Source organism: Exiguobacterium sp. s34 (assembly GCF_018617435.1).
Classification (GTDB): Bacteria; Bacillota; Bacilli; order Exiguobacteriales; family Exiguobacteriaceae; genus Exiguobacterium; species Exiguobacterium aestuarii.
This window is the reverse complement of sequence record NZ_JACSKE010000006.1, coordinates 143,418-159,641: the sequence shown is the minus strand read 5'-3', so window position 1 is coordinate 159,641 and position 16,224 is coordinate 143,418. Positions and strand designations below refer to the sequence as shown.

The 16,224-nt window shown below is 48.0% G+C and carries 17 protein-coding genes; 11 read left to right on the top strand and 6 right to left on the bottom strand.

Annotation, left to right across the window (positions count from 1 at the left end):
* Position 1 precedes the first annotated feature (1 nt).
* Genes menD through KNO87_RS13215 form a run of 6 tightly spaced genes read left to right on the top strand, consistent with a single transcriptional unit; the run spans position 2 to position 6,447 of the window.
* On the top strand, positions 2-1,651 hold the full coding sequence (gene menD, locus KNO87_RS13240; RefSeq protein WP_214796421.1) for a 2-succinyl-5-enolpyruvyl-6-hydroxy-3-cyclohexene-1-carboxylic-acid synthase: 1,650 nt from the start codon (positions 2-4) through the stop codon (positions 1,649-1,651).
* Entirely contained in the window at positions 1,648-2,427 is a 780-nt protein-coding gene (locus KNO87_RS13235) for an alpha/beta fold hydrolase (protein WP_214796420.1), read from the top strand. The genes menD and KNO87_RS13235 overlap by 4 nt, the downstream gene beginning before the upstream one ends.
* A 1-nt stretch (position 2,428) precedes the next feature.
* Positions 2,429-3,253 (top strand): 1,4-dihydroxy-2-naphthoyl-CoA synthase, encoded by an 825-nt coding sequence (menB, locus tag KNO87_RS13230; protein ID WP_026826750.1) that lies wholly within the window; start codon positions 2,429-2,431, stop codon positions 3,251-3,253.
* Between the two features lie 51 nt (positions 3,254-3,304).
* Positions 3,305-4,663: an o-succinylbenzoate--CoA ligase gene (gene menE, locus KNO87_RS13225; protein ID WP_214796419.1), complete on the top strand. Its 1,359-nt coding sequence runs from the start codon at positions 3,305-3,307 to the stop codon at positions 4,661-4,663.
* Positions 4,660-5,727: an o-succinylbenzoate synthase gene (gene menC, locus KNO87_RS13220; protein WP_214796418.1), complete on the top strand. Its 1,068-nt coding sequence runs from the start codon at positions 4,660-4,662 to the stop codon at positions 5,725-5,727. Before menE ends, menC begins: the two co-directional genes overlap by 4 nt.
* 21 nt (positions 5,728-5,748) lie before the next feature.
* A complete protein-coding gene (locus tag KNO87_RS13215) occupies positions 5,749-6,447 on the top strand; it encodes an aspartate/glutamate racemase family protein (protein WP_214796416.1) in 699 nt (232 codons plus the stop codon).
* A gap of 40 nt (positions 6,448-6,487) precedes the next feature.
* Here the strand turns inward: KNO87_RS13215 and map are convergent, their stop codons facing one another.
* From map to KNO87_RS13190, 5 genes are all read right to left on the bottom strand, one after another.
* Positions 6,488-7,237, bottom strand: a complete 750-nt coding sequence (gene map / locus KNO87_RS13210; protein ID WP_214796414.1) for a type I methionyl aminopeptidase — start codon at positions 7,235-7,237, stop codon at positions 6,488-6,490.
* Positions 7,238-7,251: 14 nt separating this feature from the next.
* Complete coding sequence (locus KNO87_RS13205) at positions 7,252-8,436, bottom strand: EAL-associated domain-containing protein (protein WP_214790567.1); 1,185 nt, start codon at positions 8,434-8,436, stop codon at positions 7,252-7,254.
* A gap of 40 nt (positions 8,437-8,476) precedes the next feature.
* Positions 8,477-8,728, bottom strand: a complete 252-nt coding sequence (locus KNO87_RS13200) for a hypothetical protein (RefSeq protein ID WP_214747211.1) — start codon at positions 8,726-8,728, stop codon at positions 8,477-8,479.
* A gap of 100 nt (positions 8,729-8,828) precedes the next feature.
* Positions 8,829-10,358 carry a degradosome RNA helicase CshA gene (cshA, locus tag KNO87_RS13195; protein WP_251126649.1) on the bottom strand — a complete coding sequence of 510 codons (1,530 nt, stop codon included), beginning with the start codon at positions 10,356-10,358 and terminating at the stop codon, positions 8,829-8,831.
* Positions 10,359-10,528: 170 nt separating this feature from the next.
* Complete coding sequence (locus KNO87_RS13190) at positions 10,529-11,380, bottom strand: CvfB family protein (RefSeq protein ID WP_214696385.1); 852 nt, start codon at positions 11,378-11,380, stop codon at positions 10,529-10,531.
* Between the two features lie 288 nt (positions 11,381-11,668).
* Between KNO87_RS13190 and KNO87_RS13185 the strand changes: the two genes are divergently transcribed.
* From KNO87_RS13185 to KNO87_RS13165, 5 genes are all read left to right on the top strand, one after another.
* Positions 11,669-11,821, top strand: a complete 153-nt coding sequence (locus tag KNO87_RS13185) for a hypothetical protein (RefSeq protein WP_015880844.1) — start codon at positions 11,669-11,671, stop codon at positions 11,819-11,821.
* Between the two features lie 131 nt (positions 11,822-11,952).
* A complete protein-coding gene (locus KNO87_RS13180; RefSeq protein ID WP_074033069.1) occupies positions 11,953-12,195 on the top strand; it encodes a hypothetical protein in 243 nt (80 codons plus the stop codon).
* Positions 12,196-12,282: 87 nt separating this feature from the next.
* A complete protein-coding gene (locus tag KNO87_RS13175) occupies positions 12,283-12,543 on the top strand; it encodes a hypothetical protein (protein ID WP_026826759.1) in 261 nt (86 codons plus the stop codon).
* 78 nt (positions 12,544-12,621) lie between these two features.
* Complete coding sequence (locus KNO87_RS13170) at positions 12,622-13,323, top strand: lysophospholipid acyltransferase family protein (protein ID WP_214796412.1); 702 nt, start codon at positions 12,622-12,624, stop codon at positions 13,321-13,323.
* Positions 13,320-15,218, top strand: coding sequence for an ABC-F family ATP-binding cassette domain-containing protein (locus KNO87_RS13165; protein WP_214796410.1), 1,899 nt, complete (start codon positions 13,320-13,322; stop codon positions 15,216-15,218). Before KNO87_RS13170 ends, KNO87_RS13165 begins: the two co-directional genes overlap by 4 nt.
* A 72-nt stretch (positions 15,219-15,290) precedes the next feature.
* Here KNO87_RS13165 and KNO87_RS13160 read toward each other — a convergent pair whose 3' ends face one another.
* Positions 15,291-16,220, bottom strand: a complete 930-nt coding sequence (locus tag KNO87_RS13160; RefSeq protein ID WP_214796408.1) for an NADP-dependent oxidoreductase — start codon at positions 16,218-16,220, stop codon at positions 15,291-15,293.
* Positions 16,221-16,224 lie beyond the last annotated feature (4 nt).

The window sequence follows — 16,224 nt, the reverse complement described above, 5'->3', positions numbered from 1 at the left end:
CATGAATAAGATGTTGACCGACTGGGTAGCATCCATGGTGAATCGACTTGTTGAATCTGGCGTGACAGACGTGGTCATCAGTCCAGGTTCTCGTTCGACCCCACTCGCGATGGCGGCTTATTTGCATCCGCAAATTCGTCACCACATCATTGTCGACGAGCGCTCCGCCGCATTTTATGCCCTCGGTTTGACGCGTTCGACGGACACCATTCGTCCTGTCGCACTCATCTGCACGAGCGGGACGGCTGCGACAAACTATTATTCTGCCGTGACAGAAGCATTCATTTCGCAGTTGCCACTCATCGTCTTAACGACCGATCGCCCACATGAACTCCGGAATGTCGGGGCACCTCAAGCGATTAATCAAGTCCGGTTATACGGTGAACAAGTAAAGATGAGTCTCGACTTGCCCGTACCCGAAGAAGCAACGCTTTCATTCATGCAACAGACGGTTACTCGGTTCACGAACCTTGCCATGCAGGCCCCGATTGGACCGGTTCACTTGAATGTTCCATTCCGAGAACCGTTACTTCCAGACCTCGAACAGTTAAAGCGACTTCTGAAAGGTGAACCGACTAAACCGGAAAGACAGAGCATTCGCCCAACAAGTGCCGACCGAGAACTCTTTTCGGAACGAACGAATCACAAACAACTCGCTTTCGTTGTCGGACCTTACACTCCGGTTACATGGCAGGACACCATTTACGAATTTGCGATCGAACGCAATATTCCGATATTTGCCGATCCACTCAGTGGGATGCGTCGCTTCGATGGCGTGTTAACGAACTATGACACGTGGCTCGCAAGCGAGTACCGCACTGACTGGTTACCTGAGGTGTTCATCCGCTTCGGTGCCGCACCCGTCTCAAAACGGTTCAATCAATGGATATCGACGACGGAACAACTCGTGATTGAAGAGCCAGGCTCTTATCGCGATCCGAGTAGCCGCGCGACCATCTGTTACGGAGACGCACTCGACTTTTTACCACTCATTGAATCGATCAATGAACCGCGCTACGTCGAACGACTACGCTTCTTCGAAGATGTCGCAGAGTCGGCAAAACCTTCACTTCAAGGCGAAGCCGAATTGACGAAACGACTACTCGATACGTCAATCGAACGTCTTTTCGTCAGCAACAGTATGCCGATTCGTGATGTCGATACGTCATTATCAGCCGGAACAGCCGTACAAGTTCTCGCCAATCGAGGCGCAAACGGGATTGACGGCGTCCTATCGAGCGCACTCGGCAGCTGTTACGATAAGTCTCACGCCGCTCTATTGATTGGCGATTTGGCATTCTACCACGATAGCAACGCCTTACAACTGTTGAAGGGACACCCTGGAAAGTTTTCAGTCGTGATTTCGAATAATAACGGCGGAGGGATTTTCTCATTCTTACCTCAAGCTTCCATCGATGCCCAACTATTCGAAGACTTGTTCGGAACACCGCTCGATTTAAACATTCGTGGATTTGCTGAGACATACGGGTTGTCCTATCGTTTGATTGAACGACCGGATGAGATTCAAAAAGCGATTGAAGATGGCATTCACTTGATTGAGTTTCCATCGAATCGTGAGCAAAACGTGGCGATCCACCGAGAGTGGACGCAGTCTGTCTGCGCTCGCCTCATCACGGAGAATGAAGCATGAACATCGGCTTGCGAGGGATTCAGTATGAGGTGAGCGTTCGAGGGGAAGGAAGACCTGTGTTGTTCTTACACGGGTTCACAGGAAATGCCCATTGGATTGATTCGCTACCCGCGATGCCAGTCCGACACGTGTCACCTTCCCTACTTCAACACGCCGCAACTGAACATCCTCCCGTCAATCGGTCGACGATGAGTCAACAAATCAAAGATTTGTCATGCTTACTCGATTTGGATGAACGCCCTTGGACGGTCGTCGGTTATTCACTCGGTGGGCGAATCGGGTTGACACTCGCCGCATGTGACAAGCGCGTCGAACATGTCATCGGAATCAGCACGACACCTGGTCTTCGCTTTTCAAGAGAGCGGGCAACTCGTCGACGTCAAGACGAAGAACTTGCCCGATTCATCGAAACCGAAGGACTCGCCGCATTCGTCAAGCGATGGGAGAACCTTCCGCTTTGGCGACAGACGGAGGACATGAAACGTTCACTCAGGGAGGATCGACTTGCACAACACCCCACTGCGCTTGCGAACAGTTTGCGGGCGATTGGAACAGGTCACATGCCTTCGCTATGGGGCGCACTGCACCACCTCCCTCGCATCGACTTGATTGTCGGAGCAGAAGATTCTAAGTTCAAAGCGATTGCAAAAGACATGCAGCAAGAACGGTCCGATATTAAAATCTATGAAATTTCAGATGCTGGGCATGCTCCTCATATCGAGAATGCATCAGAGTTTGGTACAATAATAAAGAAATTGATTTTAGGGGGTATTTAAAATGGAATCAGTAGCGAACTGGACATCGGTCCGTACGTATGAAGACATTAAATATGAAACATGGAATGGGATTGCTAAAATCACCATCAACCGTCCAGAGGTACGCAACGCGTTCCGTCCGTTGACGGTTAATGAATTGATCGATGCATTCGCTCGTGCACGCGATGATAAAGAAGTCGGCGTCATCATCTTGACGGGTGAAGGCGAAAAGGCATTCTGTTCAGGCGGAGACCAAAAAGTTCGTGGTCATGGCGGATACGTTGGAGAAGATGAAATCCCACGCTTGAACGTCCTCGACCTTCAACGCCTCATTCGCGTCATTCCAAAACCGGTCATCGCCATGGTGGCAGGATTTGCAATCGGCGGTGGACATGTCCTTCACGTCGTATGTGACTTGACGATCGCAGCGGACAACGCTCGCTTTGGACAAACAGGTCCTAAAGTCGGTTCGTTCGATGCAGGATACGGTTCTGGTTACTTAGCTCGCATCATCGGTCATAAGAAAGCTCGTGAAATCTGGTACCTTTGCCGTCAGTACGATGCACAAGAAGCACTCGAGATGGGACTCGTCAACACGGTCGTACCACTCGAACAACTCGAAGCAGAAACAGTCAAGTGGTGCCAAGAAATCTTACAACATTCACCGACTGCGCTTCGTTTCTTGAAAGCAGCGATGAACGCGGATACAGACGGTCTTGCTGGACTTCAGCAACTCGCTGGAGACGCAACGCTTCTCTACTACACGACAGATGAAGCGAAAGAAGGACGCGACGCGTTCAAAGAAAAACGTGACCCTGACTTCGGTCAATTCCCACGTTTCCCTTAATTTTTTTGAGAGAGTAGCGAATCCGCTACTCTTTTTTTGGAGGTTGATGACATGCTTGAATGGATTACTAAACACCCGGCATCACAAATCGCACTCGTGACAAACGAGGCAAAACTAACATGGGGAGTATTGCGTACAGAGAGTCTGAAACTTGCCCAATATATTCACGAACAGGATTCTACTGCCGAACGGATTGGCATATTCGCTAAAAACAGTAAAGACTATGTCATCGCCGTCCATGCAGTGCATCTACTCGGCAAAGTGCTCGTTCCGTTCAACACACGCTTGACCGAAGAAGAAGTACGCATTCAGTTGAAGACAGCAAAAGTCGACTTGCTTCTCATCGATCACAAAATCGATTTGCCCGTCACACAACTTCTGATGACATGTCGGGCTCATTCATGTTTTACCGGGACACATGAGTGGAAAGAAAATGAAACCATGTCCCTCATGTTCACATCCGGTACGACGGGGCGGGCCAAAGCCGTACAACAAACATATGGAAATCATCTCGCAAGCGCACGTGCCGCTGAAGCACATTTGGACTATCGCTCATCCGACCGCATACTCACGGTGACGCCCCTCTTCCACATGAGCGGGCTATCTCAAGTGTATCGGAGTGCAATCATCGGTTCGACGCTTTACGTCGAGCCCCGTTTCGATGTCGAACGAACTCTTCACTTAATTGAAACAGAAGGCATTACACAGCTGTCACTCGTCTCCATCATGCTTCAGCGACTGCTTGATGCCGGACTAGAAAAACACCATCTTCGTACGTTACTCGTCGGAGGCGGACCGGTCCCCCGCCCGTTATTAGAAGAAGCAGAGCGACGACAGTTACCGATTGCTCAAACATACGGGATGACCGAGACGTGCTCTCAAGTTGCCACATTGCTTCCGAGCGAGGCGCTCTCGCATATCGGTTCGAGTGGTCGAGCCATCGCTCCGACCGTGATCCGAATCAGTCAGGACGGGGAAATTGAGGTAAAAGGGCCGACTGTGACGAGTGGATATTTCGAACAACCTGAATCAGACAACTGGACACCCGATGGTTACTGGAAAACAGGTGATCTCGGAACGATGCGGGACGGGTATTTGTATGTACACGACCGCAGAAGCGATCTCATTATTTCCGGTGGCGAAAACGTATACCCTGCTGAAATTGAGGCGGCCATGTTGCGATGTGCAGGTGTTCAAGATGTCGGTGTCACGAAACAAGCACACCAGACTTGGGGAGAAGTCCCGCTCGCCTTTGTCGTCGGTTCATATGATCCAACTGAGATGCAGGGGATTCTCGATTCTCAGCTAGCCAAATACAAACATCCGATTGCAATTTATCATGTTCCCGACCTCCCCCGAAATGCGAACGGAAAACTAATGCGCCATCGCTTAAAGGAGCTACTGCCATGATCAAACGTGCTGACCTTTCCATCGTCCCTTTGACATTTAAACACCCAATCGTAACGGCACATGCCGTGTTATCCGTAAGAAGAACGCTCATCCTTCGCCTAGAGACCATAGACGGGGTCATCGGTTACGGCGAAGGTGTCGCCTTCGAGACACCTTGGTACACGGAAGAAACGACCCAATCTATGATCGATACGTCAAAACTAATTCTCAATTTATTAAAAGGGATGACGGTCACGACGGACGTATTCCCAACACTCGTCTCCTCGATTATCGGTCAACGGATGGCGAAAGCGATGTGGGAAAGTGCCTTATGGGAGATTGAAGCAGCCCGCGCGAACATGTCACTTAAAGACTATATAAAAGCGGGAGACACCGTTTCCTGCGGTAGAACGATTGGGATTGGATTACTCCATCAGACGATGAACTCGATTGAAGCAGCGCTAGCCGACGGTTTCGAACGAATTAAATTGAAATCTTCCCCACACGAACTGTTACCGGCACTGCGCGAGATTCGGGCCGTCTTCCCGGACGCACCGCTCATGATTGATTTGAACGGAAGTGCAACCAATCAATCCACAGAATGGTTCGAACAAATCGATGCCCATCGGTTATTGATGATTGAACAGCCATACCCGAGCGGTCAGTTCGTCAAATCAGCAGCTCTCCAACGAAATCTAACGACACCGATTTGTCTCGACGAGTCGATTACGTCTCACAACGATGTGGAGACGATGACGCAACTCGGTGCGGGTAAAATCGTCAACATTAAACCTGCACGTGTCGGTGGCTTAAGTGAAGCGTTAACGATTCGAGAACACGGGACCCCATACTGGGTCGGTGGGATGTATGAGTCAGGGATTGGAAGGTATCATACGCTCTTATTCGCCTCGCTAAGCGGTGCGAGCTTCCCGGCGGATATGTCGGGCACGAGCGCTTATTTCGAGCAAGATTTGCTCGATACGCCGCTTGAAGTCGAGAACGGGAAATTGACCCTCCCAGATACGGTACAGCCGGATTGGCGTGTGATTGAACAACTGAGAGAAACAAACATCTCGCTAACTTAGGTGTTATGTAAAGGAGTCGTTATGAAAAAAATCGGGATGTTGGGCGGTATGAGTTGGGAGTCTTCACTCGAGTATTACCGCAACATGAACGAAGAAGTAAAATCCATATTAGGTGGGACTCACTCTGCAAATTGTCTACTGCACTCGTTTGATTTTCACAGGATTGAACGATTACAGCATGAAGGAAATTGGGATGAATTGACGCGTGTCATGATTCATGAAGCCCTCAACCTGAAAAGGGCAGGCGCTGAACTCATTGTGATTTGTACGAACACGATGCATCTTGTGGCGGATTCCATTGAAGCCGCTACTTCTCTGCCCGTCCTGCATATCGCAGACGTCACGGGACATGCTATCAAACAGGAAAGTCTTAAGAGGGTCGCACTACTCGGTACACGATTCACGATGGAAAGTTCATTCTATCGCGATTTGTTGAAAGAACGGTATGAGATTGAATTAATGATTCCAAATGAAGAAGATCGACAACGCATACACGACATCATTTATGATGAGCTGATTTTTGGAATCACAACAGATGAAAGCCGCCTAATCTACACACGTATCATTGAATCGTTGCAAGTTGCTGGCGCAGAAGGTGTCATTCTCGGATGTACAGAAATCCCGCTGTTGATCCAGCAACAACATGTTTCCATCCCACTCTTTGATACAACGTATATTCACGCGACAGCAGCCGTGCGCAAAGCTCTCGAACAACAATGAATACAGAAAAGGTGCGGTTCACAAGAACCACACCTTTTTCTCAACGGAATGACCCCGTTAACACTTCATACCCATCTTCTGTGACGATGACCGTATGCTCGAACTGTGAGACGAGGCTCTTGTTCGGTGTGAAGAGTGTCCAGCCATCCTCTTCAGACTGATAGACGATTTCGTCTTTCGTCGAGATGAATGTTTCGACCGCAATCACTTGTCCAGCTTTTAAGAGTTGATTCTCTTCGCGGCTGTAGTAGTTTGAAATCGTCTCTGGCTCTCCGTGTAACGTCCGACCGAGTCCGTGTCCGGCCAAGTTACGGATGACCGTGAATCCATTCTTTCTCGCGTCCGAATAAATGGCTTTCCCGATCTGGTTGACTTTCACGCCCGCTTTCACTTTGCCGAGTCCGGCTTCTAGTGATGTCAACGATACCTCCACCAAACGTTCGTGCTGAGGTGATTTCGCTGTCCCAGCAATGACCGTACGACCCGTGTCCGCATAGTAGCCATCCTTCACAGCAGAGACGTCGACGTTTACGATATCTCCCTCTTGAATGACCTCGTCCCCAGGAATCCCGTGGGCAGCGACGTCATTGAGCGAAATACATGTGTATCCTGGAAATTCGTACATCGTGATGGGTGCAGAAGCCGCACCTTCCTCTTCTAAAATACGTTGCCCAATCGCATCTAATTCCTTTGTCGTCATGCCCGGTTTGACGGCTTTCGCCATCTCGTCTCGTGCAAGTGCGACGATTCGACCGATTTCGCGTAGCGCATCGTAATCATAATCTAACATCATCATTCTTCCTTTCAGTCTAGTAATCGATTCTGGTATAAATATTCTTCGGATATGTCGGCGAATAAGAACATGCCGTCGGGTAGTGGATAACTGAACGTCCGCGTCACTTCGTTTGAACTGAAATCACGGTAGTCACCCGATAAATAGCCACGTCCCCGAACGTCCATCGCCGCCATCGTCTGAATGAAATAAGGTCGGAAACTCCAGTTATAGCCTCGATACGTGTTATCGACACGCCATTCTCCGTTCACACAGTAGACGTTCGCACTCGTCTGAAAACCTGTCTTATCCGTCAAATAATAACGGACAAACACTTCCTCGAGCTTTGGCGCGATGTATTGAATCCATTCATCTTTCTTATCTTTCGACCATTTCCCAGATTGAACGAGTTCTCCGATTCGACGATGTAACTCAAATTCAAGTTCATACAGACGGTTCAATCGCTTCTGGTCATGCAAAAAGAATGAAGGCACCTCTTGCGCTAACACACCCATCCCTTTGATTTCTCGTTGTGGAAGCTCGTCTTCCAACCCAAGTAGACCACCCATATAATAACGACCGCCGTGTTGCCAAGCGTACCGAAGCTGTCCGATGTGGTTAATTGATTTATAAAGAAGCGGCGCGCCAAGCTTCGACGCAATATATTCCATCGTCTGAAGCATGTTCGGATATGTGACCGACAACGTCTTCTTCTCGACCATCGTTCCAAGATCGACGAGCAACAATTCTGGCGCGAGCGTCATAATGTCCTCGATACTTGTCGATTCCGCAAAGTCTAGCGCGATTTTCAGCCCATACGATCGATAGTACTGAATGACACGCGATAGGCGAGGAACATCCACTAGGTCCGTCCCTTGAAGCGTCACATAAATGCGATGTAACGGGAAGTTCAATTCGCGAAGCGGGGTCAAAAAAGCCTCTCCCCCTTCTTCGAGAATCCATTCGGATCGACATCTGAACGTGACGAATGATTTAACATCCCGAAGTTGTTCTGCTGCCAATTGCTCCATTCGTTGGGCGATGTCTAACTGATACTCGAGTGGAACGTCTTCATCATAAAAAAACGGTGTCAACGATTCGCCTCGGAATCGCCCATGTACCATATATCCTTCTACTTGAAACGTCGCCGCTCCAAGGATTGGTTCATACGTCACCATCACTTCCTCGGGATGGACCATCACTTCTACCGCATCCATAACTCATCACCTCTTCGTTAAATGCGAAAACGAGCTACAATCAGCTCGTTCGCGTGTGTACATACATATAGGCACCGAAACAAGCAATAAAATAGGCGATACTCATTACGCCATATGCAATGCCCATCTTTCCGCCTACTCCAATGGCTAACACTAAAAAAATCATCGCTCCAAATAACAATGTCGCCACGGGGATATAACGAAAGTTAGGACGGTCTGTCTTCGACACGATTGGTTTAAGTGCAAGCACACAACCAAGCAGCACAAGGAGACCGAAACTTAATTCCACCATCCGTTGACACCTCATCCTTCTATCTCTACTCAACTAGTGTAGCACGACACAATAAAAAAAGCCGCAAATCCACTTAAGGAAATGCGGCATTTCACGATGATTAGTCACGTGGACGGCGTGGACCACGGTCATCCGAGCGACGACGATCGTCACCACGGAATGATCCTTTACGGTCTCCGCTACGTCCATCACGACGTTCGCCACCGCGTCCACCACGACGATCGCCTCCACGGCCACCGCCACCACCGCGACGGTCGTTACGACCACGGTATCCACCGCGATCACCACCACGACCACCTTGGCGTTTCACACGAACTGGTTCAGCGTATGAGATTTCAACTGGTGTTGAATCTGGCTCTTTCGTCAATCCGCGAAGGGCAGCAGCGAGAATTTCAACTGCTTCGTACTCTTCAAGAAGTTCTGTCGCAAGTTGCGTGTAAGCTTTGAAGTCGCCCGCTTGAACGCGTTCGATCAACTCTTCAGCTGCTTGCTTTTGGTTTCCTTCAAGTACTTCTGCGATTGTCGGTACGTGACGACGGTTCATCTTTTTGTTCGTTACGCGTTCGATCGCCTTCACTTGTCCGAATTCACGTGGCGTGATGAACGTGAGGGCTGTACCTGTCTTACCAGCACGACCTGTACGACCGATACGGTGTACGTAGCTCTCTGGGTCTTGTGGTACATCGAAGTTGTAAACGTGCGTAACACCTGAAATATCAAGTCCACGTGCAGCAACGTCAGTCGCTACCAAGATATCGATCGTTCCGTTTTTGAAACGACGAATGACTTGGTCACGTTTTGATTGCGTCAAGTCTCCGTGAAGACCGTCTGCAGTGTATCCACGTTTGATGAGTGCTTCTGTCACTTCATCAACACGTTTCTTCGTACGAGCGAAGATGATGCTGAGTTCAGGTGAATCGATGTCAATCAAACGGCAAAGCGTATCGAATTTTTGACCTTCACGCAATTCGAGGAATTGCTGGTTGATGTTTTCAACAGTCATCTCTTTCGCTTTTACTTTGATGATTGTCGGCGATTTCATGAAACGCTCTGCAATCTTTTTGATTTGTGGTGGCATCGTTGCCGAGAAAAGAAGCGTTTGGCGTGCTTCAGGAAGACCTGCCAAGATCGTTTCGATATCTTCAACGAAGCCCATGTTGAGCATTTCGTCTGCTTCATCCAAGATGACTGTTTGAATGTCATCAAGTTTGATTGTTTTACGCTTCATGTGGTCCATGAGACGTCCTGGTGTTGCAACAACGATTTGTGGGTTTTTTTTCAAACCACGGATTTGACGGTCGATTTGCTGACCACCATAAACAGGAAGTGCGTAAACGCGCTTTGTTTCTCCGATTTTGTTTAATTCTTCTGCAACTTGAATCGCAAGTTCACGTGTCGGTGCAAGAACGAGTGCTTGGACTTGACGCGCCTTTGAATCGATTCGCTCAATTGTCGGAATACCGAAAGCTGCTGTTTTCCCTGTACCTGTTTGTGCTTGTCCTAATACGTCCACTCCTGTGAGTGCGACAGGAATTGTCTCAGCTTGGATCGGTGTAGCTTCCTCGAAGCCCATTTTGTGTACACCTTTTACTAACGCTTCACTTAATTGTAAGTCTTGAAATTTTGTCAAATTATATTCTCCTTTGTTCATACAAAAAACGTCTGAGTTCAGTTTGACAGATCTACAGACGTTTTCTCAATGTTTCCTCATAGTCAACTTTATTAACTATAACGTATTTATTCCTAAAATGAAAGAAATACATTTTCAAACTTTTTCATGTCACCCGAACATGAGTTATCTTATTTCAATTTGTAGCCGTTGTCGAGCTTTTCAACTTGCTTTTCTTTTAGTAGTTTTCCGAGCGCCCGTTTAAACGCGGCTTTGCTCATCCCGAACTCACGGTCGATCACGTCAGGGGCTGTTTTGTCACCGTACGGCATTTGCCCTCCACGTTCCTCGATATAAGAGAGGACGCTCGCCGCATCGCCGTCAATCGCCTCATAGGCACGAGGTTTCATCGAAACAAGAACCGTTCCGTCTTGTTTCACTTGTGTCACACGGACCGTCAATTGTTCACCAAGTCGCGGCCAACGTGTCATTTCTGCTTCATGTAAGAAGCCGAGTGATTCTCCTTCGACCCATACGTTGACGCCGACTTCACGTTTATTGACGACAGTCGCTTGAACATCTTGATTGTTCCACTCTTCCTTTGACGGACGTGCCAACAAGTTCAAATACGCGTAAGGCGCCGGGTCTCCGAGTAAGCGCCCTTTTTGGTCATACTTCAAACGAATGCACAATTGGTCTCCCGTTTGTGGCCAATACGACCGATTCTCTGGTAAATCGTCCATTGAGACGAGCACATCTTTTTGAATCCCGATATTGACGAAAACACCTGTGTTGTATCGAACGCCTGTTACTTCACACCATTCATACTCATCGAAAGAGACCGTTGGAATCGTCATCGTTGATGCGAGACGCCCTTCTGAGTCATGATATAAAAAGACACGAACCGTTTGACCGACTGTCACTTCTTCCGTTTGTTCCTTTCGATGAAGGAGCACCTCTTCGCGACCGTTACTAATGAATACTCCAAAATCAGCAGAACGTTCCGCGACCAAGTCTACTACTTCTCCTGCGCGCAATGCCATTACACCCACATCCTTTTCTAAGCTATTACTGTCAGTATACCTATCTACACACGTTCCTAATCATATCATGTTCTCTTTCAACATTTTGCATAAATGTGACGAAAATGTGAACGCGGCGCAGAAAGGGAAAAACGTCACAACAAATGGAAACGAGTTGATTTATTAAAATTTTGTGACAATTTTGTGAACGTCTTTTTTTCTTCTAGTATCCTATTTTTGAAAACGTTATTATATAGGAAGTGTCCAGTAGAAATAAGGTTTCATTTAGGATTGATCGGGGGATAATAAATGTTTGATATACAGTCTCGTTCGTTTGCAAAACGATTTACAAAAGGGCTACTCGTCGCCTTTTTCGCATTACTTGCCTCACTCAGTTTCATTTTCTCAAACGGTGTGGATACGAACGTATCGTCATCATCGACTTATATGACTCAAGAGTAAACGTCTTCCGTCCAACTGGAGGCGTTTTTTTCTTTGCCAAACACAAACAGGAATTTCCTACAAAAGGTCGAATACGATTAAAAGACCTTGCCTTTTTCTTTCCTAACCACTTAAGAAAAGGAGACTCCGCTATGATTTTCTATTTTCTTACGACCATCTTATCAACTGCAGGCCTCGCCTTTTTGTTCCAGTCTGAACTGTACAAAGATCCAATCGGAACATTTCTATTTGCTGTCTTGATTGCGATGGGCCTGTCTTCCTTTAAGCAACTCTTCATGCAAGCGAGCGAGTTCTTTGTGGAAAGACGGAACCAGAAACGAATCAAACGTGTCGTGGCCAGAATGCACTCCACGACTCGGAAGCGCTCTACATAACGCTCGTCTTCCCACTCCACATTTGGTATCCTATGAAGGAACAGACAACGTACATTGGATTTATAATCGCAGGAGGCACACAATCGTATGAATGAAATTCCGTTATCGAATGAATGGCTACTTCGTTATTCACCCGTCATGGAGCTTTGGTTGAAGGAAGATGGGATCTTGCTCGTCGATGATGACAATCGCATCCGTCTCACCCTTGAAATCGGGAACGATCAAGCCATGCAAATTAAGAGTATTGAACAAGACGGCGCTTATTTCGTCGTCGATCCTGTGAATAAACGCATTACGTTCGAACTTGAGGAAGAGGAAGAAGAGAGCGATTCTCGCTTTTGGGAATAAGGATTCATGCCGAAGGGTCGGATTCTCGTCAAGAGAAGAAGACTCTTTCTTGTTGTCATTATGAGAGGAGAAAATAAAATGATTCGAACAGCAGTATGGTTTTTCTCGTTTTTTGCGGTGCTACCGATTACCGTCCCATTTTTACAGAAGGCGAAAAAAATTGAGACGCCACAGCGCTATCGCTATGTACAAGACATCGCCTATAAATGGGCGCAATTTTTATTGAAGGTTGCCGGTGCTGACATTCGTGTCCATGGACAAGAGCAGATTCCGGATGAACCGGTCGTCTACGTATCGAACCACCAAGGAAACTTCGATGTTCCTATCATGTTGACGGCTACGAAACGACCGAAAGCCTTCATCTCAAAAATTGAGGTACAAAAATTCCCAATCATCCCGCGTTGGATGGAATTGATGGGCTGTATCTTCATCGATCGTAGCGATCGTCGTCAATCAATCAAAGCGATTCGCTCTGGTGTCGAGACGATTCAGTCTGGTCAGTCGATGATTGTATTCCCGGAAGGAACACGTTCAAAAGGTGGTCCTATGAAAGAATTTAAAGCTGGAAGTCTGACACTTGCGACGTCAAGCGGTGCGAAGATTGTCCCCGTTGCCATTCAAGGAAGCTACAAACTGTTAGAGGCTAAAAACCGAATTACCCCGGCAACGGTTGACGTCACTTTCTTACCAGCAATCGACCCGGCTGACTTACCGAATAAGGAAATCGCTGCAACAGTCGAAGCGGCCATTCGTCAACAGATTGAAGGAGATAACGCATGAGTTTATTAATGATTGAAGGCATTCATAAAGAGTTTGCCGACAAAGTATTATTTGATGACGTGACGATGACGATCCATCCAGGAGACCGCATCGGGATCATCGGTGTGAACGGTTCTGGAAAATCGACATTCATGAAAATCATCGCCGGCACCGAGACGGCAGACCGAGGAACGATGCAACATCCAAACGATTACCGCATTCGTTATTTGACCCAAACGGTCCAGTTCGACGAAGGGCAAACAATTCTTGATGCCTTGTTCACGAGTGATACACCATCCGTTCAAGCTCTGAAACAATTCGAACGTGCCCGCCAAGCGCTCGAAGCGGATCCAACGAGTGAGCAATTACTCGAACGTTTCATGAAAGCTCAACAGGCTGTCGATGCCGCAGATGCTTGGGAAACGGAAGCCAAACTGAAGTCGATTTTGAACCGTCTGGGCCTACCTGATGTGTCCGTCGATGTGAACGCCTTATCTGGAGGGCAACAAAAGCGGGTCGCTCTCGCTGCAGCGTTACTCGACGAAGCAGACTTATTGCTCTTAGATGAGCCGACGAACGAACTGGATGCCGACACGATCGCATGGCTCGAGACGATGCTTGCCGATTATCGGGGAGCTATCCTTCTCATCACCCACGACCGTTATTTCTTAAATCGTGTCACAAACCACATCTTAGAGATTGCGGACGGGACGAGTTATTTCTATAACGGAAACTATGAGTTATTCCTTGAGAAGCGTGCCGAACGAAAAGCACGGGCACAATCGATGGAACAAAAGCGGCAAAATATTTTACGACGCGAACTCGCCTGGTTGCGTCGAGGTGCAAAAGCACGAACAACGAAACAAAAAGCACGCATTCAACGCGTTGAAGACTTAAAGCACCAAGAGAGTTTAGCCGAAGAGGAATCACTCGACGTCTCTGTTGGGTCTCGCCGTCTTGGTAAAAAAGTCATTGAGGTCGAGGATTTATCTTTCGGATACGACGACTCGCTTCTGATTCAGCAGTTCAATTGGATTTTCGGTCGCCGTGAACGCTACGGCATTGTTGGACCGAACGGGAGTGGGAAATCAACGCTCATGAACTTGCTTGCCAAACGTTTGGAACCGACGAGCGGCACGATTGTTCACGGAGAAACAGTCCATCTAGGCTATTACGGCCAGCAGGTTGAGTTTGAAGACGAATCCCGACGCGTCATTGACGAAATCGAGCGGATTGCGAAAGTGATTTATACGCCGGACGGCGAGACGATCACGGCCGGTCAAATGCTCGAACGTTTCCTTTTCTCGCCGGATGCGCAATACAAACCGATTGCGAAGCTATCTGGTGGAGAAAAACGACGTCTCGTCCTTCTGCGCATTCTTATGGACGAGCCGAACGTCTTGTTCCTAGATGAACCGACAAACGATTTGGATACGGAAACGTTGTCCGTGTTAGAAGATTATCTTGAATCGTTCCCAGGTACGGTCATCGCTGTCAGCCACGATCGTTATTTCTTAGACCGTATCGCCGGGCAGTTGATTGCATTTGAAGACGGGACGATCCAGGTGTATCACGCAGAATACAGCGACTACTTGACGATGCGTCAAGAAGAGGCTCGTCAAGTGAAGAAAGAGAAAGAACCGAAAGAAAAGAAAGAACGCGCGAAGTCAGAAGTCGTCAAATTCACCTTCAAAGAACAAAAGGAGTGGGACACAATCGAGGAAGACATCGCCGCGCTTGAAGAACAGATTGAAACGCAAGAAGCAACGCTTGCGACAGCCGGCAGCGACCTCGGTAAAGTCAATGAATTGTATGCAACGATTGCATCACTGAAAGAGACACTCGATGCGAAGATGGAACGCTGGACGTACCTATCTGAAATCGACGAACAAATTCAAGCGCAGAAAAAAGGTTAACCTAAGCCTTTCAAATAAAATAAAACAGAGGTGGATTCCCGATGTATGTTTCGGAAATCCACCTCTTTTACATCACTTCACTTTAATGACGATTTTCCCTTTTGCGTGCCCTTCTTCTCCATAATCATGGGCCAGTTTCGTGTCTTCCAAATCAAAGACGCGGTCGATGACTGGTTTCAGTTCACCTTTTTCAACAGCTTCCGCAATTTTTTTCAAACGCTCCCCTGTCGGTTGCATGAAGACGTACTCGGCGCGAGCCTTCGCCTGTTCGGCTTCCTCTTCATTCGGTGGTGTTGAGATGGAGACGAGCATCCCGTTTTCTTTGAGCATTTGATATAGTTTGCTCTGTCCGTCGCCTCCCATCGTGTCAAACACGAAGTCAAGATCGCGGACGATTTCTGCCGGATTTTGCTGTTTATAGTCGATGACTTCGTCGGCTCCAAGTTTACTGACCCAATCCACGTTTGGCGTACTTGTCGACGTGACGACATACAATCCGTGTGCTTTTGCGAGTTGAATGGCTACTGTTCCGACACCACCTGAACCGGCACCGATGAAGATTCGGTCACCTGGTTTGGCATCCATCACTTCGAACATGACTTGCCATGCCGTATGTGCGACGAGTGGAAGTGACGCTGCCTCCTCGAAACTCAATGAAGCTGGTTTCTTGACGACAAGATGGGCATCGACCGCAACATATTCAGCATACGTGCCTTGTCGCGCAATATCGGGACGGCTGAACACTTCATCTCCGACCTCAAGCTCGGTTACGTTCGCCCCGACTTCCTGAATGACACCCGATACATCCCACCCGATGACGAGCGGCATCTCGTAATGGAGCATCTCTTTTAAGTATCCTTCTCGAAGTTTCCAGTCGACCGGATTGACGCTTGCGGCATGAACCTCAATCAATACGTCATCTGCACCGATTGTCGGTTGCTGCAGTTCACCTACTTTGAATTGATCCGATCCACCATACTGTTCGATATATGCAGCTTTCATTTCA